This is a genomic window from Synechococcus sp. MIT S9504, from assembly GCF_047497135.1.
Classification (GTDB): domain Bacteria; phylum Cyanobacteriota; class Cyanobacteriia; order PCC-6307; family Cyanobiaceae; genus Synechococcus_C.
Genome location: NZ_CP138942.1, coordinates 2,687,889 through 2,707,386, shown reverse-complemented (window position 1 = coordinate 2,707,386; position 19,498 = coordinate 2,687,889). Strand labels below are relative to the sequence as shown.

The following is a 19,498-nucleotide window of genomic DNA, read 5'->3' as shown; positions in this document are numbered from 1 at the left end:
AACTGATTAGATCCTCTGCATCTTCGGCAGAGGCAATGCCTCCAGGCGAGGTGTGGTTCCCGAACAGGCCGATGAGGCAGCAGGCTGGTGCGCAGGATTGTGCGACTCGCAATGATCAGCGGAACCACAGAACTGATCGGCTTGCTCGGACAACCCGTGAGCCATTCCCTGTCACCGGTGATGCATAACGCTGCGCTGAAAGCGATGCATCTCGATTGGCGTTACCTGGCGTTGCCCTGTGAAGCGGATGATCTGAAGACAGTGCTCAACGGACTGCAAGCCGTGGGTTGCCGCGGGCTGAACGTGACCATTCCGCACAAGCAACAGGCAGCAGACCTCTGCCGGGAGCTGAGTCCTCTGGCCAAGCGACTGGGGGCCGTAAACACGCTCACGCCTCTCAAAGAGGGTGGATGGCATGGCCATAACACCGATGCCGAGGGTTTTCTGGCACCGCTGCAGTCGTCTCCAGAGCTGTGGCAAGGGGCTGAAGCTGTGGTGCTGGGCTGCGGTGGCAGCGCCCGAGCCGTGGTGGCCGGGCTGCAGCAACTTCCTCTGAGCGCAATTCATGTGGCCGGGAGACGCCCTGACGCGCTGGAAACCTTTCTGAACAACCTGACGTCCGCCCAGAGCAACGACAGCGTGCCGCTGATCGGCATGGCCCTCGAAGCGGACACGCTCAACCGGATCTTGAAACGAACGAAGCTTGTGGTGAACACCACTCCCGTGGGGATGCAGGGTCACGGGGATGACAACGCCATGCCGCTGGGCAGAGATCTTTGGACAGGCGTTGATGCATCCATGACCTTCTATGACCTGATCTACACACCACGACCAACGCCATGGCTGGTGCTGGGGCAACAGCTTGGATGCCACAGCATCGATGGCCTGGAAATGCTGATTCAGCAGGGAGCTGCCTCCCTGCGTCGATGGTCGGGCCGCCCGGATGTCCCGGTTGCGCTGATGCGCGAAGAAGCGCTTCGAAGCCTGAATGCGGATTAGGTTCTAACTGAAGGATCCACGGACTGAAGCAACGTTCTGAGTCACACGACCTACGCTCGGGCCACTGTTGAGGCTGCGATGCCCATTCCCGCCTGGCAACGGTTCCTGGGTCTACTGGTGTACGTCCTGCCCTGGAGCAATGCGATTCCGTTCGGCAGCCATCTGATGGGTCAGTTCCCCTGGATGCAGTGGCTCACCCTGCCTGCATTGCCTCTCGTACTGCTCGAACGGGGCATCCCCTTCGGAAATCTGCTGGTGTTCTTCCTGCTGTTCCTGGCTGTGGTGCGCAATCCAAACGTGCCCTACTTCCTACGCTTCAATACGCTCCAGGCCCTGCTGGTCGACATCATCGTGGTGCTGCTCGGCTACGCCTTTGGCATCCTGCTGCAGCCACTCAGCAGTGGTCTGATGCTGCGCACCCTGTCAAGCACGGTTGTGGTGGCGGTGCTGGCTGTGGTGATCTTCGCTCTGATCGAATGCATCCGCGGCAGAGAACCTGATCTACCAGGATTGAGCCAGGCTGTTCGCATGCAGCTCTACTGAATGTGTCAACCCCAAGGAGATAGGCTGTTGGATCCGTCGCTCACGCTGTGAGCCTTCAGTCCCTGTCGGATCTGTCTCCATGACCCAGACGCCTTACTACGAGACCATGTACATCCTTCGTCCGGACATTCCGGAAGAGGAAGTTGAGTCTCATCTCACCAAGTACCGCGACATCCTGGTGGAAACCGGTGCTGATGTTCTGGACAACCAGATGCGCGGCAAGCGTCGTCTCGCCTATCCGATCGCAAAGCACAAGGAAGGCATCTACGTTCAGCTGAGCCACAACGGTGATGGACAGCAAGTTGCTGTTCTCGAGAAAGCCATGCGCCTCAGCGAAGACGTGATCCGCTATCTCACCGTCAAGCAAGACGGACCTCTGCCGGCTCCCCGCGTGGCTCCAGGCACTGAACCCGCTGCACAGCCCGAAACAGCCGAAGCTTCCGCCTAAATCCAAGGCATTGTTCAACTGCTGACCGAGCGATAGCGTTCGGTCATGCAGCCTCCCGACGCCAACCATCAGGCACCATTACCTCTCTGGGATCCATCACCGGAGCCGGTTCAGGCTGATCCATACCAGGAAGACGACAACGATGCTCTGCGAGCGCGCATCGTTGAACTTGAGCAGACGGTTGAACACTATGAAGCACTGCTGAGTGAGCTCCCAGACCTGTTTGAGCGCAAGTTTCAGCAACGCCTGGAACCACTGATGGAGCGTTACCGCCTGCTGGCACGAGCTCAACAGATCCTGGGCGAACCTGCTCTGCCCCTGATTGAAGAGCCCTCGAAGCCGCTGCCAGAGATCCCCATTCCCCTTCTGGAACGCTGGCGCAGCACAAGACACAACAATCGAAGGCGTGCCGATCGGCACGCCGCCTGATTCAGCCGGCAACTGCCTGACTGCTAACGTCGTCGGGCTGCCGACCAGATCCGGATGGGCAATCCCCAGATGTAGATGAAACCCTCTGCTGCACGGTGATCGAATTGATCGTCACTGCCGTAGGAGGCCATCTCAGGAACGTAAAGGCCGCTGTCGCTGGAGCTGCGCCCCGTGACAATGGCATTGCCCTTGTGCAGACGCAGGCGGACCGTGCCATTCACGTGGGTCTGGGTGCGATCCATGAATCCATCGAGCGCTTCCTTGAGCGGTCCGAACCAGAGGCCCTGATACACCAGGTCCGCCCACTGCATCTCCAGCTGACGCTTGGTGCGAAGCACATCGGCTGCCAGGGTGAGGCTCTCCAATTCCTGATGGCCCTGGATCAGCAACAGCAGACCGGGGGTTTCATAGATCTCACGGCTCTTGATGCCGACCACTCGATTCTCGATCATGTCGAGCCTGCCGATGCCATGCATTCCAGCCAGTCGGTTGGCTTCACGGATCAGCTCAACCGGTGCCAGCCGCACGCCATCAATACTGACCGGATTACCAGCCTCGAAGCCGATTTCAATCTCTTGAGCCTGAGACGGTGCCGCATCCACGGACACGCTCATGGCAAACACTTCTTCGGGAGGCGCAACCATCGGATCCTCAAGCGGACCCGCTTCAACGCTGCGACCCAGCAGATTGAGGTCGATTGAATAGGGAGACTTCTTACTCACTGGAGCGGGAACCCCGCAACGCTCGCCATAGGCGATCGTTTCCTCACGGCTCATTCCCCATTCACGGGCAGGTGTGAGCACCTTCAGATCAGGAGCCAAGGCAGCGATCGCCACGTCAAAGCGCACCTGATCGTTTCCCTTGCCGGTGCACCCATGAGCCACGGCATCGGCGCCAACCTCCCGTGCCACCTCCACCAGACGTCGGGCAATCAGCGGACGCGCGAGTGCTGTGGACAGTGGATATCGACCCTCGTACAAAGCATTGGCCCGGATCGCTGGAAAAGCGAACTCCTCGATGAAGGGTTGAATCAGGTCACCAACCAGGGACTGACTTGCACCAGCGTCCAGAGCCTTGAGACGAATCGGCTCCAGCTCATCGCCCTGACCGAGGTCTGCAGCAAAGGTGATCACCTCGTCGACTCCCCACTCCTGCTTGAGGTAGGGAATGCAGACACTGGTGTCCACACCTCCGGAATACGCGAGCACAACCTTCTTGGCGCGTCCCATCAAGCGGACTCCTGATCTGTATCGGAACTATTCCGATTCTCCACTCCCGCGGGACGACCACAGCAGCCATCCCGCCATCAGTCCTGAAGGCATCAACAGCAGAACCAGGATTGGAATGGCACTGGGCTCAAGAGGCTGAGGATGTTGCTGTCCCCAAAATCGCAGTAACGCACTGATCAGCAGAGAGATTCCCCAGACAGAAGCGAGAATCGCCGCTTTCTTCAAGAGCTGGAAATGCGCGGTCTTCTATGATGAAGGATTGGCTCTGAAGATTTTGTCCTCAGCTCTCACGGACTTGAGCGCCCTCGACAACGTCAACCCGGCCCTGACCCGCTACGGACGCAAGGAGCCTGCACCAGTGCTTCCGCTTCGCGAGGAGCCCGATCTGCTGAGCTGGCTTGAAACCAGTGGTCGCCTGGTGGAGGACGAAGAGTCCAATTCACCCGAGGTGAGCACGGTGGAAGAAGAGGAACTCTCCGCGCTGATGGGTGAAAAAGAGGACTACAAGGCTGACGAAGAGAACGAAGAAAACTGGGAAGACTGACCTAGTGTCCCAGCGATTCGTCTTCGGGACTTGAGCGCTTCTGCGGACCGATCCACCCATCTCGACGGCCGGGTTCCCGCTGCTGTGTTGATCACAGTGGTGATGATGGCAGCTTTTGCGTCAGATCGCTGGATTCCCAACAGCCTGCTGAGCCTGCCCCTGCTCACGGCCACGCTGATCTCTGCCGTTGTGACCTGGTGGGGAGCACCTCGGCTGCGAGCTCTGAAAATGGGCCAGGTGATCCGAACAGAGGGTCCTGAAGCACATCAAAGTAAATCCGGCACTCCAACCATGGGAGGCCTTCTCGTCGTCCCCGTTGGAGTGATTACGGGATGCCTGATCAGCTGGGAAGGACGCAGCGCCGAGCAGCTGCTGGCTGTTGGACTGGTCACGCTGGCTTACATGGTGATCGGTGGCATCGATGACTGGAGCAGCCTGACCAAACGCACCAACACAGGCCTAAAACCCAGAGGAAAAATTGTGCTGCAGAGTGCCGCGGCCATGCTGTTTCTTGGTTGGTCAGCCTGGCAGGGGTGGATCCCTGAGGCGGTCGTTCTGCCCCTCGGGATGGCCATTCCTTTCGGCTTACTGATCTGGCCACTGGGATTGTTCGTTTTCCTTGCGGAAAGTAATGCCACCAATCTCACCGATGGACTGGACGGCCTGGCCTCAGGCTGTGGCGCCCTTGTGTTCACGGGTCTGGGACTGCAGTTAATGCTGCGCGGCAACGAGGGTGACCCTGCGTTGGCAGCGTTCTGCATGGCGATGGCCGGTTGCTGGCTCGGCTTTCTCATTCACAACCGCAACCCAGCAAGGGTGTTCATGGGAGATACGGGCTCCCTGGCAATGGGTGCCTCACTCAGTGCCGTGGCCTTGCTGTCCAACAGCCTCTGGCCCCTATTGGTGATGGGTAGCGTGTTCCTCGCTGAATCACTGTCGGTAATCATCCAGGTGTGGGTGTTCAAAGCGACCAAGGGGCCGGATGGTGTAGGTCGCAGGGTGTTCCGTATGGCCCCACTCCATCACCATTTCGAACTGGGTGGAACATCCGAGCAGATTGTGGTGCCGATGTTCTGGCTTGCGACAGCAGCTCTGGTCATTCTTGGTATCGTTCTCCGCCCTACCTGAGCCGGCCAACCATGAGTTATTTCACCTGGAAGGAAGCAGGTCTGACCTCCGACTGCTCCAGCCTTGAGGCGATGGCCTCGCGTTTCGAAGAGGCCGCCAGCCTGATGCGGCGCATGGCCGACAGAGGATTTGTGCTGGAACAACGCAATGGCGCACAACACATCACCCACAGAGATGCCGACATTTTCCAATCGTGGGGATTTGTGAACGAAGAACCGGCGGAGCGCCAACTGACCCTGATGCACGAACTTGAATCCTGAACTGGTTGCACTCAGACCCTCGTGCGCAAGGCTCCAACCAACCAGACGATGACAAAGGCCAAAAGCGACGCACCCAGATAAATCAAAGCCCATTTCTGGACTGTGGCGATCTCCCAGCCAAAGATCAGCCCATCAGCGGCATCTCCAGCCGTCGTGAAGGCGACGGGAGTGAAGCTCAGTGATGGGAGCATCAGGCGTGGAGCGAGGATCAATCCATGCTGCCCTGAAAAAGGCCATGACGACGTTTCCCGCCACAGTGATGCTGTTAGGCAGTGGTGAACTGGGCAAAGAGGTGGCCATTGCCGCCCAGCGCCTTGGCTGCAGGGTGATCGCCTGTGATCGCTATGCCGGGGCACCGGCCATGCAAGTGGCAGATCTGGCGGAGGTGCTGCCAATGACTGAGCCTGAGGCACTGCTGGAGGTGGTGCGTCGCCATAGACCCAGCGTGGTGATTCCAGAGATTGAGGCTCTGGCCGTGAATGCCCTGGCCGAACTGGAGGCGGAGGGCATCACCGTGATTCCCACGGCCCGCGCCACTGCCGTGACCATGAACCGTGATCGAATCCGCGACCTGGCAGCAGAAGAGCTCAAGCTGCGCACCGCTCGCTTCGCCTATGCGGCTAGTGCCGAAGACCTGCATCAAGCGGCAGCACCATTGGGCTGGCCGGTGGTTGTCAAACCGGTGATGAGTTCCTCCGGGAAGGGGCAGAGCGTGGTGAGAAGCGCCGAGGATCTTGATCAGGCCTGGGAGGCGGCAATCGCCAACGCACGTGGCACTTCCAACCAGGTGATTGTGGAAGAGTTTCTGCGCTTTGATCTGGAGATCACACTGCTCACCATCCGCCAAAACGACGGTTCAACACTCTTCTGTCCACCGATCGGACATGAACAGGCCAACGGTGACTATCAATGCAGCTGGCAGCCTGCCCAACTGAGCGAAGAGCAGTTGCAGCGTGCCCAGACCATGGCGCGCACGGTGACAGACAACCTGGGAGGAACAGGTTTGTTCGGGGTGGAGTTCTTTCTCTGCGGCGACGAGGTGATTTTTTCAGAGCTGTCTCCTCGTCCCCATGACACGGGTCTGGTTACTCTGATCAGCCAGAACCTCAGTGAGTTCGAACTGCATCTGAGAGCTGTACTTGGTTTGCCCATCCCAACGATCCGCTGTGCCGCGGCCGCAGCCAGCAGAGTGATCCTCGCGGACCGCCATGGCAGCCAGGTGAGCTACAGCGGCCTGGAGTCAGCCCTGAGCGAACCCGACACCAGAGTGTTGTTGTTCGGAAAACAGGAGGCCCGACCGGGTCGGCGCATGGGTGTGGCCCTGGCTTGCGGCGACCAGAGGGCTGATGCTCAGGCCAAAGCCGATCGCAGCGCTGGTGCTGTGACGCTTGAGATCAAGGACTAATCCAGCCGGGACCGTGCGCTGAGGAAGCGGTAGTGCTGGAGACCCTCCAGTACGCCCATCAGGCGGGAGCGATTGGCGAAATAAACACGCTGCTGATGGCGACAACCATCCAGGCAGGGGTCATGGTCAGCGGTGACCACCGCCGCCGGCAGTCCTCGGAGCAGCTCCACATCGCCCTGCTGACTGGCCACCACCAGAATGTGTTCCAGAGGCAAACCCCAACGCAGCGAAAGAAAGCGAATCGCCTCGCTACGTGATGCCCGCATGGGCAGCACATCCAGGAACCAGTGGCAGCGCAGTTGAGGCCTTGCAGGCAAACCGCTCTGACGCAAACGCTGGCGAATCAATGGCAACACGGAAGGGCCCGGTTGCTGCAGCAGATAGCTGACCTTGAACTGACCCTGATGCTCTCGTTTCTGCAGTTTGATGTGATCCCCAAGATCGGAGAGGGTCCGCTCCACAGACTCGCGTTGCCAGTCAACACCGATCTGAGCCTGCCAGAAGCGATCCGCCTGCTCCTCCTGGCCGTAGTGAATCTGAGTGCCCGCCTGGGTGATCCAGACCTGCGGGTCAGGCAGATGAAGCTCGGCAAAACGCTGCCGGGCCGCAGCGAGAGGCCGTCCGGTCACGATGCCGAAACCTGTCTGGGCAGCCCGGGCAGAGGGTGCCATCAGCTGTTGACGCAGATTCTGCAGATCATTGAGATCCGGCTGTTCAAGACTGCTGTCGAGATCCAGCAGCAGCAGACGGGAACCGAAAGGACTCAGACCCGCTGGTGTCGCCAGCAGCTGCGAGGAAACAGTCACCGTGTTCGAGCCCTTCAGACGCTCCTGCATCAGCGCCAGGTAACTACAGACATGAGCATCCCAGCTGTAGTGACGGCTGACAGCCTCCACGCCGTTGTCACTCCACCGCCGCCAACGATCGCGATCAGCACCGGCGCGCTCCAAACCATCCTGGAGTGATTCCCTGTCGGTCACGTCAACCACAAGCCCGTTATCGCAACGGCTGAGAATCTCTCGAGGACCACCGTCATCGGTGGCCACCATCGGCAGACCTGATGCCGCAGCCTCTAGCAGCGTGAGACCGAAAGGCTCCGTCAGTGCTGGATTAACGAACAAGCCGCGTTGGGTCGCTGCCCAGCGATAGATGGCCGGAACCTGATCACGGCGATGGTGCTTGGGGTAGGCAACGAAGCCGTAGAGGTCGTAACGGTCGACCAGATCAAAGATCTGTTGAAACACCTCCCGTTGCTGACGGTCCATCTGGCGGGAATCATCACGATTGCCCAGCACGAGCACCAGGTTGTGGCGCTGCCGCAGGACCGCAGATCGACCAAAGGCTTCAACCAGCGCAGGAATGTTTTTGCGCCGGTCCGCACGGCAGATGGCCAGCAGAGGTGGACGCTCAGGCTCTCTTAAAAACGAACTCAGCAGCTCTGACACCTCGGAGAATTCATCCGGGTTGCCGTGAGGGTGAAAACGTCTGCTGTCGACACCCGGTGGCACAACCTCAGCATGCTCAGGCTTGAAGCATCCATAACGGGCGTATTGCTCATCACGTTCCTGTCGCGTGCTTGTAATCACCAGATCGGCATGGGCGAGAGCCAGCTCTTCGGCATCGATGCGCCGACTGATCGAATAATTCTGCTCGATCTGTTCATGCTCTCCACCCGCCGCAAGCAGACGACGCAATTTCTCACGTCCCAGGGAATGGCCCGTGTAGGCAAGAGGAATTCCCAGACGTCGACTGACCAGGGCCCCCACATAGCCGGCATCGGCGTAATGGGCATGAATCCAATCGGGGCGATTGTCACTTTCCCGGAGATGACGAACCAGCTGATCGGCCAGCTCATCCAGATACGGCCAAAGCTGTTCCTTACGCAAGTAACGCCGAGGTCCAAAACTGAACCGACGGATCGATGCACCAGGTGCAATCGGCTCTTGAGATCTGGAATAGTCGAGGGACACGCGCCGGTCCTGGATCAGACGTGTGACGACCTCGACATGATCCACCTCGGCTCTGTTGGCCAGGCTGCGGGCCAGTTCCAACACATAGAGGGTCTGACCTCCGGTGTCTGCGTCACGGCCAAGCTCCAGATCCTGGGAGCGAAACAAGCCGTGGAGATGAAGATGCAGCAGCTTCAGTCCCACAAGACCTCCAACACGTTCAGGAACAGGTCCTGGTGTCCGATCAAGGGTTAGGTGATATAGAACTTGGAAAAGATGAAAACAATCTGATAACTGAAAAAGCTCAACTCGGTGGCATGCCCAGATTGCTTGACTTCAACAGGCTTCAAAGCAGACCAGGACTGCTACTTGCGATTTTTTTAGATGAAGAAATGCGGACAAAATTGGATTGGTTACAACAGCGAAATGCCGTAAAGAATTTTCATAATTGACCAGTGACATCAATGAGTGGCACACGTTGATGACCCCAACCGCCGCCCTTGAAGCTGAGCGAATCGGTGATTCCGAGATGGTCATTAATCCAGGCAAGAATCAGGGGCCCCAGCACCGGTGGTTGTTCGGCACCCACTGGAGCCCAGAGATTGAAGTGATCACCGCCTGAGGCCAACACGATGCGATGACCATTCGCCAGAGGCTGACCATTGCGAAGTGGAACGACCGCTTCAGGATCCGATGGAACAACCCAATCACGGGTGCCGCTCACCAACAGCGCCTTGGCATGCATCGAAGGACCGCTGGATTCATCAAACAACAGACGCAGAGGCGGACTGACCACAACCACGGATCGAACTCTCGTGTCACCTAGCGATCCCTGATCAGCACCTTTGAGCCAGCTGCACTGCAGAACCCAGCTCAGGTTGCGGTCTGGATCACGAGGATCCTGACAACGGGAGCTCAGCTTCCGGCTCGTGGTCTGAAGACCTCCTAACTGCAAAGCCGCGGTGGCACCCCAGGAATGACCCACAACCGCTACAGAATCGGTTTGAACAGACGAACCAGAGAGCAAGCTGCCCGTTTCGACCGCATCAATCACGGCAGTGACGTCCAGGGGGCGCAAGCGCAGTTCCTCGGATGCCGGCGGTGGCTGTTTACCTTCAAGCAGTGACTCCTGCTGTTTGGAATCACTACCCGGGTGACCTGGGAGCACTACGGAATAACCATGGGCAGCGAGCAGATGGGCCCAGCCCTCGAAACTGGAAGGTGCATCCCATAGCCCATGGGAAATCACCACCAGTCGACCATTGGACAATCCGGTCGGGGAAATCACCGTGACCTGCAGGGGCTGCGGACGATGGTTCACCGCAATGGAACGTTGTCGGCGGGTCCAGCCGGATGCGGCCGCAGCGACGATCGTTGAAGCAACAGGCTCGGCTGCGCTGCCCTTTTGCACCAGGGCCCTTGCATCGTCCTGATTGCTTCTCAGTCTCTTGGCGTAAAAAGCGAGCTCCTGGAGATTGATCGACAGCTCATCTCCAGGAACATGACGCAGGAATCCGAGCAGATGGGGCTCATCATCGCGATAGGCCGCGGCCAAAGCCTCAGACACCATGCGCCCGCTGGTGTCGACCGGAAGACCCTTGACCTCCACCAATTCAGAGGCAGTGAGAAGAAGCTGCTCAAACAGAGGGTGCCCGAGGGATTGGCGGACAATGCTGCTGGTCTCTTCAGGGAGCGGTGCCGTCAGCAAAGCCTCAATCAGCTTCTGCACTGATCCATCGCCTGCCCAATCCAGCTCCTGAAGATCTGGATTGGAGTCGATCAACTGCTGGGCATTGGTGGCCTGACTCAAATCCAGGCTGATGCTCTCATCCAGCAAAGGCAAGGTGAAGGTGAGGCGCTCAACTGCAGCCACCGGTTGAGCGACCAGCAGCGAAGCCAAGGCTGCAACCAGGCCACGCAAGCGGAAACACGGGAAGGACGTCATGCCGCCAGAGAAACCGTCTGAGGGGGATGCTGCTCCAGAACCCTGGCGAGATAGCGACCGGTGTGACTGGTTGGGTGCTGGGCCACCTCTTCCGGCGTTCCGCAGGCCACCAACTGTCCACCGCGATCACCACCCTCTGGACCAAGATCAATCAACCAGTCGGAACAACGGATCACATCGAGATTGTGCTCGATGCAGATGATCGAGTTTCCTTTATCCACAAGACGCTGCATCACATCCATCAGCTTGTGCACGTCATAGAAACTCAGGCCTGTGGTGGGCTCATCGATCAGGTAAAGCGTCTTGCCGGTGGCCCTACGGGATAGTTCAGTGGCCAACTTCACCCGTTGCGCCTCACCGCCGGAGAGCGTGGGTGCCGGCTGACCAAGTTTCACGTAACCGAGACCCACATCCACCAGGGTCCGCAATCGGTCAGCCGCCTGCGGAATCGCAGAAAACACGTCGGCAGCCTGCTCAACGGTCATCTCCAGAACCTCGGCGATGGTGTGCCCCTTGTAGGTGACCTGAAGAGTCTCCCGATTGAATCGGGCGCCCTTGCAGACATCGCACTGCACATAAACATCCGGCAGGAAGTTCATTTCGATCACGTTCACGCCCTGGCCGCGGCAGGCTTCGCAGCGACCACCCTTGACATTGAAACTGAACTGACCCACCTGATAGCCGCGGGCCTTGGCTTCAACCGTGGCTGCAAACACCTGACGGATCGGATCAAACGCACCGGTGTAGGTGGCGGGGTTGGAGCGGGGAGTCCTGCCGATCGGTGACTGATCGATCACGATCACCTTGTCGATCGACTTGAGTCCACGCAGCTCACCGAGGCCGTTGGGGAAAGGAACCTTATGGCCGAGGCCATGCTCAAGGGCAGGATGAAGCAACTCATTCACGAGCGTGCTCTTGCCACTGCCGCTCACCCCAGTGATGGAGACAAGACGTCCGAGCGGAAACTCCACGCTCAGATCTTGGAGGTTGTTGCGATTGCAGTTGAGCAGCTTGAGGCTGCGAGTGCCTGCTGAGCGACGTTCCGAAGGAGTGGGAATGCTGCGCTCTCCACTGAGATAGGCACCGGTGATCGATTGATCGGCATCCAGCAAATCTTGCAGGGAACCCTCGGCCACGATGTGACCGCCATGCACCCCAGCTCCGGGGCCAATGTCCACGAGATGATCGGCTGCGCGGATCGTGTCCTCATCGTGTTCGACCACAACCAGGGTGTTGCCTAGATCACGCAGCCGTTCAAGGGTGGCCAGCAGGCGGTCATTGTCCCTTTGGTGCAAACCGATGCTCGGCTCATCGAGCACGTAGAGCACTCCGGTAAGCCCAGCTCCGATCTGAGTCGCCAGACGGATCCGCTGTGCTTCACCGCCGGAGAGGGTCATCGCCGGCCGATCGAGGCTCAGATAGTCCAGACCGACATCCAGCAAAAAACGCAATCGCATGCGGATCTCCCGCAGCACGAGATCTCCGATCTGAATCTGACGGTTCGTGAGCAGTGGTTCACTGCTCTCAAAGGCGCCCACGCCCATCAACTGCTCAATCCGTTCAAGGGTCTGGCCCACGCTCACAGCCGTGAGATCCGTAATTCGGAAGCAGCCCATGCGCACGGCCAATGCTTCCGGCCGCAGTCGTTTGCCGGCACAACTGGAACAGGGAACCAGTTCCAGAAATTTCTCCAGCTTCTGACGCTGGGCCTCGCCACTGGCATCACGCAACTGGCGCTCAAGAATCGGCAGAATTCCCTCAAAGGGACGTTGATATCCGCCATTTCCCTTGCGATAACGGCTGTCAGCCTGAATCAGGATCGGTTCGCGACTGCCATTGAGCAGCACATCCTGCTGGTCTTCAGTCAGTTCCTTCCAGGGAGTCTTGATCTCGAAGCCAAAGGCCTCCCCGACGGAATAAAGCAGGGAGAAGTAATAGGAGTTGTCTTTTTCAGCCCAGGGAGCCACTGCGGCATAAACCGGCAGTGACGGATCCGGAACCACGCGCTCCGGAGTGAACTTGCGCAGGTGACCGATGCCATGGCAGGCCTCGCAGGCACCGTAAGGACTGTTGAAAGAGAACAGTCTCGGTGAAAGCTCTTCGATGATTGCCCCATGTTCGGGACAGGCGAAATTCTCGGAATACAAACGCTCCCGGTCGACTCCCTCAGGAAGTTGCTCATCCTTTTTGGGCACCACCTCAACGATGGCTAAACCATCTCCGCGTTTCAGGGAGGTGCGCAAGGAGTCGGTGAGCCGTTCCTGAATTCCCTCGCGAGCAACAAGCCGATCCACCACCACTTCAATGTTGTGGCTTTGGTTCTTGTCGAGTTCGATGTTGTCGGCCAGCTCGCGCACTTCTCCATCGATCCGCACCCGGGCAAAACCCTCAGCGGCCAACCCGCTGATCAGCTTGGCGTGGGTGCCCTTTTTGCCACGCACAACCGGAGCAAGCAGTTGATAACGCGTGGATTCAGGCAACGTGAGGATCTGATCAACCATTTCATCAATGGTCTGGGGCCGGATCGGCCGATCACACTTCGGGCAATGGGGATCGCCGGCCCGACCGAACAACAGGCGCAGATAATCCTGGATCTCCGTGACGGTTCCGACAGTCGAACGAGGGTTGTGACTGGTGGATTTCTGATCGATCGAGATCGCCGGGGAGAGCCCCTCGATGGCATCAACATCAGGCTTGTCAACCTGGCCTAGAAACTGACGGGCATAGGCGGAAAGACTCTCGACATAGCGACGCTGACCCTCAGCGAAAATCGTGTCAAAAGCCAGGGAGCTTTTACCGCTACCGCTGACTCCGGTGAACACCACCATCTTGTTGCGAGGGATGGTGAGATCAACGTTCTTGAGATTGTGCTGACGAGCACCACGAACGCGGATCACGTCCTCTTCTGATCCAGTCGTTAGTTTCACCGGCTCTGCCGAAGACGAGGCCTTTGATTTGGGAGCGGGTCGCCCCATACGGCTGGATCTCAGGAACTGGTGATTCTACTGAGATCAGATGATGCTCACGCTGCTTTTTGATCCAGAAGGCTGGCTGCATAAGCCTCAGCTTCGCGGCGGTCACCGCCAGCCAGTTCAGCCAGCTCATGCTGACGCTCCTGAGTGTCCCGCAGATGGGATACTCGCGAATGGGTGACCCCATCACAAACGTCTTTGCTAACACGGAAATGATGGTCAGCCGCTGCGGCCACCAGCGGCTGATGGGTGACACAGAACACCTGTCGATGGCGCGACAACATACGCAGCAAATCGGCCATGGCACCGCTGACACGGCCGCTCACTCCGGTATCGATTTCATCGAAGAGCAGGGTGCTGGATCCATCCACCTCCGCAAGGCAGGTCTTGAGAGCCAGTAAAAAACGCGACATCTCACCACCGGACGCCACTTCAGTCAGCGGAGCCATGGGCTGACCAGGGTTGGCTGAGAACAGGAAGCAGACCGTATCCGCACCGCTCTCTCCAGGTTCAGACGGCTCCACAGCAACCTCAAATCTCACATTGGCTAATCCCATGGGCCTGAGATGGGCTATCAACCGCTCCTGCAGCTCAGCCGCCACAACCAGACGCTTTGAACGCAGAGAAGCGTTACTGCGATCACGGGCCAGACAAGCCGTCTTCTCCTGGCTGCGCAACTGCTCGAGCAGTGCATCAACACCGCCGGACTGATGACGCTCACGCAGCTCATCACGACGCTGGATCAGATCGATCAGATCCTGACCATGACGGCGTTCCAGGCGCTTGAGCTCGGCCAGACGCTCCTGAAGCACCGCCAGACGATGGGGATCACTGTCCAAGGAAGCGCCATAACCCTCAAGCTCTCGGATCAGATCCTGAACACCTGATTCAAGGTCGAGACATCGTTCGCTCAGAGACTGCAGCGATGGATCGAGACCCTGCATCTGCCGTAGCTCATGGCTGCAGGCCTGCAGATGATCAAGCGTTGAGGGTGCCTGATCCGCACCGTCCTGAAGACGCCCGATCAACAGACCCAGACCCTCCTGCAGGCGCACACCATGAACAAGACGGTCCTGTTCCCGTTCGAGCTTCTCAACTTCTTCAGGGTCATCAAGCTCGGCTCGATCGAGTTCAGCCAACAGCAGGTCCAGCTCCTCTCGCTGTTGATCCAGTTGCAGCCGATCGTTTTCAACCCGCTCAAGCTCGGTCTGACAGCGAAGCCAGTCGCTCCAGTGCGCACGAACCTGACGGAGCTCGGCATCGAGAGAGGAACCCCCGAGACGGTCAAGCCAACGTTTCTGCTGACCCGGTCGAGCCAGCTGCTGCGTCTGCCCCTGAACGGTGAGATCGATCAGCAGGGGACGCAGCACCAACAGCTGCTGACGATTCACCATCACGCCGTTCAGTCTTGAGCGACTACTGAAACGTTCCTCCTGACGACGCCATTCGCGGCTGACCACCAAATCTTCCTCACCACCGCTGATTTCCTGCTCAAGCAGCCAGCGGCTGGCGGCTGCACCGGGACGGAAACTGGCCTCGATCACACCACGGTCACAGCCGGAACGCAACAGGCGCGCACCTGCTCCTGTTTGCAGACCTCCAAGGACGGCATCCAGAGCATCGAGAAGGATCGACTTGCCTGCGCCCGTCTCGCCGGTCAGCACAGAGAAACCCTGATCAAATGCCAGATCAAGGCGGTCAATCAAGGCTATGTTCTCGAGTCGCAGACCGGTTAGCACGGCAGACCCCGGTGTTGGATCAGACCGTAGCGGCGGCTCAGCTCGTTTAGAAGGGGTGCACATGGCATTGAGGCCAGTGGCCCCTCAAGAACTCGGAGATTTCATCGAAGCCGCCGGTCTGCTCACGTATGACCCGGCAGCCATCACCCGCATCTATGCGGGCCATCCTCAGCGATTGCTGCGACGTCTATGGCAGACGTTGGTGCCAATTGGATTGCTGTTGATCGGCATCGGTTTCGACTGGATCTTCCAGTTGCTCAAGGATCCAAAACGGGCACGAAGCAGAGCCAAGGAATGCGCGGAACTGCTGGTGGAGCTCGGCCCGGCTTTCATCAAAGCCGGGCAGGCGCTCTCCACACGGCCAGACATCGTGCCCCCTGTTCTTCTGGAGGAACTTGCCCAGCTGCAGGACCAGCTACCTGGCTTCGACAGCGCTCTGGCCATGGCGTGCATTGAAGAGGATCTGGGCGCTCCCGTCGACAGCATCTATGCGGAACTGGAGCGCGAACCGATCTCCGCCGCCTCACTGGGCCAGGTGCATCGCGGAACGTTGCACGACGGTCAACGCGTTGCCGTGAAAGTGCAGCGACCGGGTCTGCGCGAACAGATCACGCTCGATCTCTACATCGTGCGCAACATCGCCGCCTGGCTCAACAGCAACATCGGTCTGATCCGCAGTGATCTTGTTGCCCTGATTGATGAACTGGGCAGTCGGGTGTTCGAAGAAATGGATTACCTCAACGAAGCCTCGAATGCGGAGAAATTCAGCGAGCTGCATCAACAGAATCCCCGGATTGCCGTTCCCAAGATCTATCGAGAAGCCACCAGTCGAAGGGTGCTAACGATGGAGTGGATCGACGGTGTCAAACTCACCAATCTCGAAGCGGTGAGGGATCTGGGAATCGATCCCGACGACATGGTGAATGTGGGCGTGAACTGCAGCTTGCAACAGCTGCTTGAGCACGGCTTTTCATGCCGATCCACACCCAGGCAATCTGCTGGCCCTCGCTGATGGACGGCTCTGCTATCTGGATTTCGGAATGATGAGCGAGGTCTCGCGGGAATCACGCACCGGTTTGATCCAGGCCGTGGTTCACCTGGTGAATCGCAATTTCGGCAAATTGTCCAAGGATTTCGTCAACCTCGGATTCCTCGCGGAGGACGTGAATCTGGAGCCGATTGTTCCGGCCTTTGAAACCGTCTTTAGTCAAGCTCTGGAAGCTGGTGTGAGCCGCATGGACTTCAAAGCGGTCACTGATGATCTTTCTGGCGTGATGTACAAGTTCCCGTTCAGAGTTCCGCCCTACTACGCACTGATTATTCGCTCACTGGTGACCCTGGAGGGGATTGCTTTGAGCGTGGATTCCGATTTCAAAATTCTCGGAGCCGCCTATCCCTATTTCGCGCGCAGGCTGATGGAAGACCCTGATCCACAGCTGCGACAGAGTTTGAAGGAGATGTTGTTCGACGGCGACATCTTCAGCTGGACACGACTGGAAAATCTTGTAGCCAGTGCAGCCAGTCAGGAGCAACTGGACCTTGAAGTCCTGCTGGATCAGGTTCTGGACTTCCTGGTGTCCACCCATGGGGGGATGTTGCGCCATCAACTCGTTGAAACCGCAGCCGATCGCATTGATTCGCTTGGATGGATGACGCTGCAACGCATCGGGCGGCGTCTGCCTCGTCAGTTGCAACCGACCCGGTTGATGACATCAGGAGCCGAGTTGAATCAGGACTTCTACATGGACCTTGAGCCGGTCCGTCAACTCATCCAGGTGCTTCAGCAGCTGCCTGGATTCAGTCCGGATCTGCTGTTCAGCCGCTTGCCCAGATTGATGCGTGAACCCGACGCCCGTCGGATGGGAGTTGAACTTGCACAGGGTCTGGCCGAACGGGGAGTTGTCCGACTGGTCAAAGCAGCAGCAGGAGTCTCCCCCTAGATTCCGGTCACCTCGATCTGCCCATGTCTGCACGATCACGCCTTCGCAGGCACGCTCTGGCAACAGGCTCGGCGATGGCTCTGAGCCTGCTGAGCAGTTTCCAACCCGTTCACGCTGCCAAAGACGTTGCCCTCGTCAGTGGAGCTTTCATCCGTTCGATCAGTGTTGCGGACCTGGCCTACCTGGCTGAAACAGGCAAAGCCCGAGGAGTGTTGGTCGACCTCCTGAAGCTGAGCCGTCAGGATCCTGAGGAGGTGGCAAAACTGCTCAACCAGGAACTGAATCTGCCACTCGTGCTGACCAGCAGGCTGATGTCCACAAGGATCGGAGACGTGATTCTGACCAGAGTGGCTCGGATCATTTACCCACTGAAAGTGCCCGCCCCGTCCGTCAGTGTTCCAGCCCTCCGCGCTGGGGTGATCAACGGACTTCAGATCGGCGAAGGCGGCTTGACTGCCATCAAATTTCTTGAGGCCTATCCATCAGAGGTGATGGAGGTGAATATTCCGGCATTGATCGCCGTGATCGAAAAAGCGGAATCGATCGCGGGCCTGGTGCAATTCTTCTCAGATTCCCCCCTGGACGGTCTGAAGGACGGCAGCAACTGAACCAGGCGGCAGTGCCTGCCACATAGATTCCTGAGGAATATTGCCCTGCGCAGGTGTCACTGCTCAACAGCTTCCGTCGCCGCTTCTCCCCGGCACCTGTCATGCAGGACTGGCCGGGGCTGATTGAGGCTTACAGAACCTGGTTACCAGTGAGCAACTCCACTCCGGTGGTGACCCTGAGAGAAGGCGCAACACCGTTGATCCCCGTCCCTTCGATTGCTGAACGGATCGGAAAGGGGGTGAGGGTCTACGTGAAATACGACGGGCTGAATCCAACCGGTTCGTTCAAGGACCGTGGCATGACCATGGCCATCAGCAAGGCCAAGGAAGCTGGCTGCGAAGCCGTGATCTGTGCCAGTACAGGCAATACATCCGCGGCTGCCGCGGCCTATGCACGACGAGCAGGGATGCGTGCCTTTGTGCTGATCCCTGATGGGTATGTCGCCCAAGGAAAGCTGGCTCAGGCACTGGTCTACGGCGCCGAAGTGCTCGCCATCCGCGGCAACTTCGACAAAGCACTCGACATCGTTCGTGAGGTGTCGGATCAGTACCCGGTCACCCTGGTGAATTCGGTGAACCCGTATCGTCTGCAGGGCCAGAAAACAGCCGCGTTCGAAGTGATCGACGCCCTGGGTGAAGCCCCTGATTGGTTGTGCATTCCCATGGGCAACGCCGGCAACATCACCGCCTACTGGATGGGATTCCAGGAATATCACCAGGCGGGCCGAAGCCGCACTCTGCCCAGGATGATGGGTTTCCAAGCCAGTGGATCAGCTCCGTTGGTCAACGAGACCACCGTGACCGATCCGGAAACGATCGCCACGGCCATCCGCATCGGCAATCCTGTGAATAGGGAGAAAGCTATTGCCGCACGGGCAGCAAGCAAAGGCGCCTTCCTGGATGTCACAGATGAGGAAATCATTCAGGCCTACAAGCTGCTGGGAGGACAGGAAGGCGTGTTCTGCGAACCAGCCAGCGCTGCTTCTGTGGCTGGCCTGCTCAAACGCAAAGACGAAGTCCCTGCAGGAGCCACGGTGGTCTGCGTCCTCACCGGCAACGGACTGAAGGACCCCGATTGCGCCATCAATAACAACGACGCTGCTTTCCATACGGATCTGGATCCTGATCTGGGCACAGTGGCCAAAGTGATGGGGTTTTGAGTCATCACCACGGTCGGACATGACCTCAATCTCAAAACGGCCCCTTCCAGAAAGGGGTTTTTTTGATGCCGACAGACAGAAGAAGACGACCAACCAGATGACGAACTGCCTGCGGAAGCCCGCAGAAAACCATGCCTTGAAGCTGTGGAGAGCCAGACACAACAGCCCCCCTCAACAAGCTTTCGGCTTTCCACAGACTG

The 19,498-nt window shown here is 58.4% G+C and carries 18 protein-coding genes and 1 pseudogene; 12 read left to right on the top strand and 7 right to left on the bottom strand.

From position 1 onward, the window contains the following. Window positions 1–87: 87 nt before the first annotated feature. From SIB58_RS14715 to SIB58_RS14700, 4 genes are all read left to right on the top strand, one after another. Window positions 88–999, top strand: coding sequence for a shikimate dehydrogenase (locus SIB58_RS14715; protein ID WP_369813434.1), 912 nt, complete (start codon window positions 88–90; stop codon window positions 997–999). A 78-nt stretch (window positions 1,000–1,077) separates the two neighbouring features. After that, window positions 1,078–1,542, top strand: a complete 465-nt coding sequence (locus SIB58_RS14710; RefSeq protein ID WP_066908704.1) for a Tic20 family protein — start codon at window positions 1,078–1,080, stop codon at window positions 1,540–1,542. Window positions 1,543–1,621: 79 nt separating this feature from the next. Next, window positions 1,622–1,990: a 30S ribosomal protein S6 gene (gene rpsF / locus SIB58_RS14705; RefSeq protein ID WP_066908700.1), complete on the top strand. Its 369-nt coding sequence runs from the start codon at window positions 1,622–1,624 to the stop codon at window positions 1,988–1,990. Window positions 1,991–2,035: 45 nt separating this feature from the next. After that, entirely contained in the window at window positions 2,036–2,419 is a 384-nt protein-coding gene (locus tag SIB58_RS14700; protein WP_066908697.1) for a hypothetical protein, read from the top strand. 23 nt (window positions 2,420–2,442) lie between these two features. On the opposite strand, the gene SIB58_RS14695 is transcribed toward SIB58_RS14700, so the two are convergent. Together SIB58_RS14695 and SIB58_RS14690 are read right to left on the bottom strand one after the other, a co-directional pair. Continuing rightward, complete coding sequence (locus SIB58_RS14695) at window positions 2,443–3,648, bottom strand: argininosuccinate synthase (RefSeq protein WP_066908694.1); 1,206 nt, start codon at window positions 3,646–3,648, stop codon at window positions 2,443–2,445. Window positions 3,649–3,675: 27 nt separating this feature from the next. Then, window positions 3,676–3,873 (bottom strand): hypothetical protein, encoded by a 198-nt coding sequence (locus tag SIB58_RS14690; protein WP_231857112.1) that lies wholly within the window; start codon window positions 3,871–3,873, stop codon window positions 3,676–3,678. Window positions 3,874–3,943: 70 nt separating this feature from the next. Between SIB58_RS14690 and SIB58_RS14685 the strand changes: the two genes are divergently transcribed. The 3 genes from SIB58_RS14685 (at window position 3,944) to SIB58_RS14675 (ending at window position 5,580) form a co-directional block, all read left to right on the top strand. Then, entirely contained in the window at window positions 3,944–4,192 is a 249-nt protein-coding gene (locus SIB58_RS14685; RefSeq protein WP_231857106.1) for a DUF3134 domain-containing protein, read from the top strand. Window positions 4,193–4,294: 102 nt separating this feature from the next. Beyond that, the gene (mraY, locus tag SIB58_RS14680) at window positions 4,295–5,320 is read left to right on the top strand and encodes a phospho-N-acetylmuramoyl-pentapeptide-transferase (RefSeq protein WP_231884225.1); all 1,026 of its coding nucleotides are present in this window, start codon (window positions 4,295–4,297) and stop codon (window positions 5,318–5,320) included. A gap of 11 nt (window positions 5,321–5,331) precedes the next feature. Next, entirely contained in the window at window positions 5,332–5,580 is a 249-nt protein-coding gene (locus SIB58_RS14675; RefSeq protein ID WP_066908683.1) for a hypothetical protein, read from the top strand. Window positions 5,581–5,591: 11 nt separating this feature from the next. On the opposite strand, the gene SIB58_RS14670 is transcribed toward SIB58_RS14675, so the two are convergent. Next, complete coding sequence (locus SIB58_RS14670) at window positions 5,592–5,771, bottom strand: cytochrome B6 (protein WP_066908680.1); 180 nt, start codon at window positions 5,769–5,771, stop codon at window positions 5,592–5,594. 44 nt (window positions 5,772–5,815) lie between these two features. On the opposite strand from SIB58_RS14670, the gene purT reads away from it, so the two are divergent. Then, entirely contained in the window at window positions 5,816–6,985 is a 1,170-nt protein-coding gene (gene purT, locus SIB58_RS14665) for a formate-dependent phosphoribosylglycinamide formyltransferase (RefSeq protein WP_066908923.1), read from the top strand. On the opposite strand, the gene SIB58_RS14660 is transcribed toward purT, so the two are convergent. Next, window positions 6,982–9,138, bottom strand: coding sequence for an HAD family hydrolase (locus SIB58_RS14660; protein WP_066908677.1), 2,157 nt, complete (start codon window positions 9,136–9,138; stop codon window positions 6,982–6,984). The genes purT and SIB58_RS14660 overlap by 4 nt on opposite strands. A gap of 32 nt (window positions 9,139–9,170) precedes the next feature. Between SIB58_RS14660 and SIB58_RS14655 the strand changes: the two genes are divergently transcribed. Next, window positions 9,171–9,386, top strand: a complete 216-nt coding sequence (locus SIB58_RS14655; RefSeq protein ID WP_156486803.1) for a hypothetical protein — start codon at window positions 9,171–9,173, stop codon at window positions 9,384–9,386. Here the strand turns inward: SIB58_RS14655 and SIB58_RS14650 are convergent. Genes SIB58_RS14650 through recN form a run of 3 tightly spaced genes read right to left on the bottom strand, consistent with a single transcriptional unit; the run spans window position 9,377 to window position 15,590 of the window. Next, window positions 9,377–10,879, bottom strand: coding sequence for an alpha/beta fold hydrolase (locus SIB58_RS14650; RefSeq protein WP_067327438.1), 1,503 nt, complete (start codon window positions 10,877–10,879; stop codon window positions 9,377–9,379). The two genes, SIB58_RS14655 and SIB58_RS14650, sit on opposite strands and share 10 nt — an antisense overlap. Further along, window positions 10,876–13,854 carry an excinuclease ABC subunit UvrA gene (gene uvrA, locus SIB58_RS14645; RefSeq protein ID WP_066908671.1) on the bottom strand — a complete coding sequence of 993 codons (2,979 nt, stop codon included), beginning with the start codon at window positions 13,852–13,854 and terminating at the stop codon, window positions 10,876–10,878. Before uvrA ends, SIB58_RS14650 begins: the two co-directional genes overlap by 4 nt. Before the next feature lie 47 nt (window positions 13,855–13,901). Next, window positions 13,902–15,590 carry a DNA repair protein RecN gene (gene recN, locus SIB58_RS14640; protein WP_066908668.1) on the bottom strand — a complete coding sequence of 563 codons (1,689 nt, stop codon included), beginning with the start codon at window positions 15,588–15,590 and terminating at the stop codon, window positions 13,902–13,904. Window positions 15,591–15,651: 61 nt separating this feature from the next. On the opposite strand from recN, the pseudogene SIB58_RS14635 reads away from it, so the two are divergent. The 3 genes and pseudogenes from SIB58_RS14635 (at window position 15,652) to thrC (ending at window position 19,298) form a co-directional block, all read left to right on the top strand. Continuing rightward, window positions 15,652–17,530: pseudogene (locus SIB58_RS14635) on the top strand (ABC1 kinase family protein). A gap of 23 nt (window positions 17,531–17,553) precedes the next feature. Then, a complete protein-coding gene (locus SIB58_RS14630; RefSeq protein ID WP_066908662.1) occupies window positions 17,554–18,138 on the top strand; it encodes an alpha/beta hydrolase in 585 nt (194 codons plus the stop codon). A gap of 101 nt (window positions 18,139–18,239) precedes the next feature. Beyond that, the gene (gene thrC, locus SIB58_RS14625) at window positions 18,240–19,298 is read left to right on the top strand and encodes a threonine synthase (RefSeq protein WP_066908920.1); all 1,059 of its coding nucleotides are present in this window, start codon (window positions 18,240–18,242) and stop codon (window positions 19,296–19,298) included. Window positions 19,299–19,498: the final 200 nt, after the last annotated feature.

Bases quoted from the DNA above. Each gene is read 5' to 3' on its own strand.
- SIB58_RS14630 (WP_066908662.1), top strand. From the start codon at position 17,554: ATGTCTGCACGATCACGCCTTCGCAGGCACGCTCTGGCAACAGGCTCG.
- rpsF (WP_066908700.1), top strand. From the start codon at position 1,622: ATGACCCAGACGCCTTACTACGAGACCATGTACATCCTTCGTCCGGAC.
- purT (WP_066908923.1), top strand. From the start codon at position 5,816: ATGACGACGTTTCCCGCCACAGTGATGCTGTTAGGCAGTGGTGAACTG.
- SIB58_RS14695 (WP_066908694.1), bottom strand. From the start codon at position 3,648: ATGGGACGCGCCAAGAAGGTTGTGCTCGCGTATTCCGGAGGTGTGGAC.
- SIB58_RS14650 (WP_067327438.1), bottom strand. From the start codon at position 10,879: ATGACGTCCTTCCCGTGTTTCCGCTTGCGTGGCCTGGTTGCAGCCTTG.
- uvrA (WP_066908671.1), bottom strand. From the start codon at position 13,854: ATGGGGCGACCCGCTCCCAAATCAAAGGCCTCGTCTTCGGCAGAGCCG.
- SIB58_RS14710 (WP_066908704.1), top strand. From the start codon at position 1,078: ATGCCCATTCCCGCCTGGCAACGGTTCCTGGGTCTACTGGTGTACGTC.
- thrC (WP_066908920.1), top strand. From the start codon at position 18,240: ATGCAGGACTGGCCGGGGCTGATTGAGGCTTACAGAACCTGGTTACCA.
- SIB58_RS14700 (WP_066908697.1), top strand. From the start codon at position 2,036: ATGCAGCCTCCCGACGCCAACCATCAGGCACCATTACCTCTCTGGGAT.
- mraY (WP_231884225.1), top strand. From the start codon at position 4,295: ATGATGGCAGCTTTTGCGTCAGATCGCTGGATTCCCAACAGCCTGCTG.
- SIB58_RS14670 (WP_066908680.1), bottom strand. From the start codon at position 5,771: ATGCTCCCATCACTGAGCTTCACTCCCGTCGCCTTCACGACGGCTGGA.
- SIB58_RS14675 (WP_066908683.1), top strand. From the start codon at position 5,332: ATGAGTTATTTCACCTGGAAGGAAGCAGGTCTGACCTCCGACTGCTCC.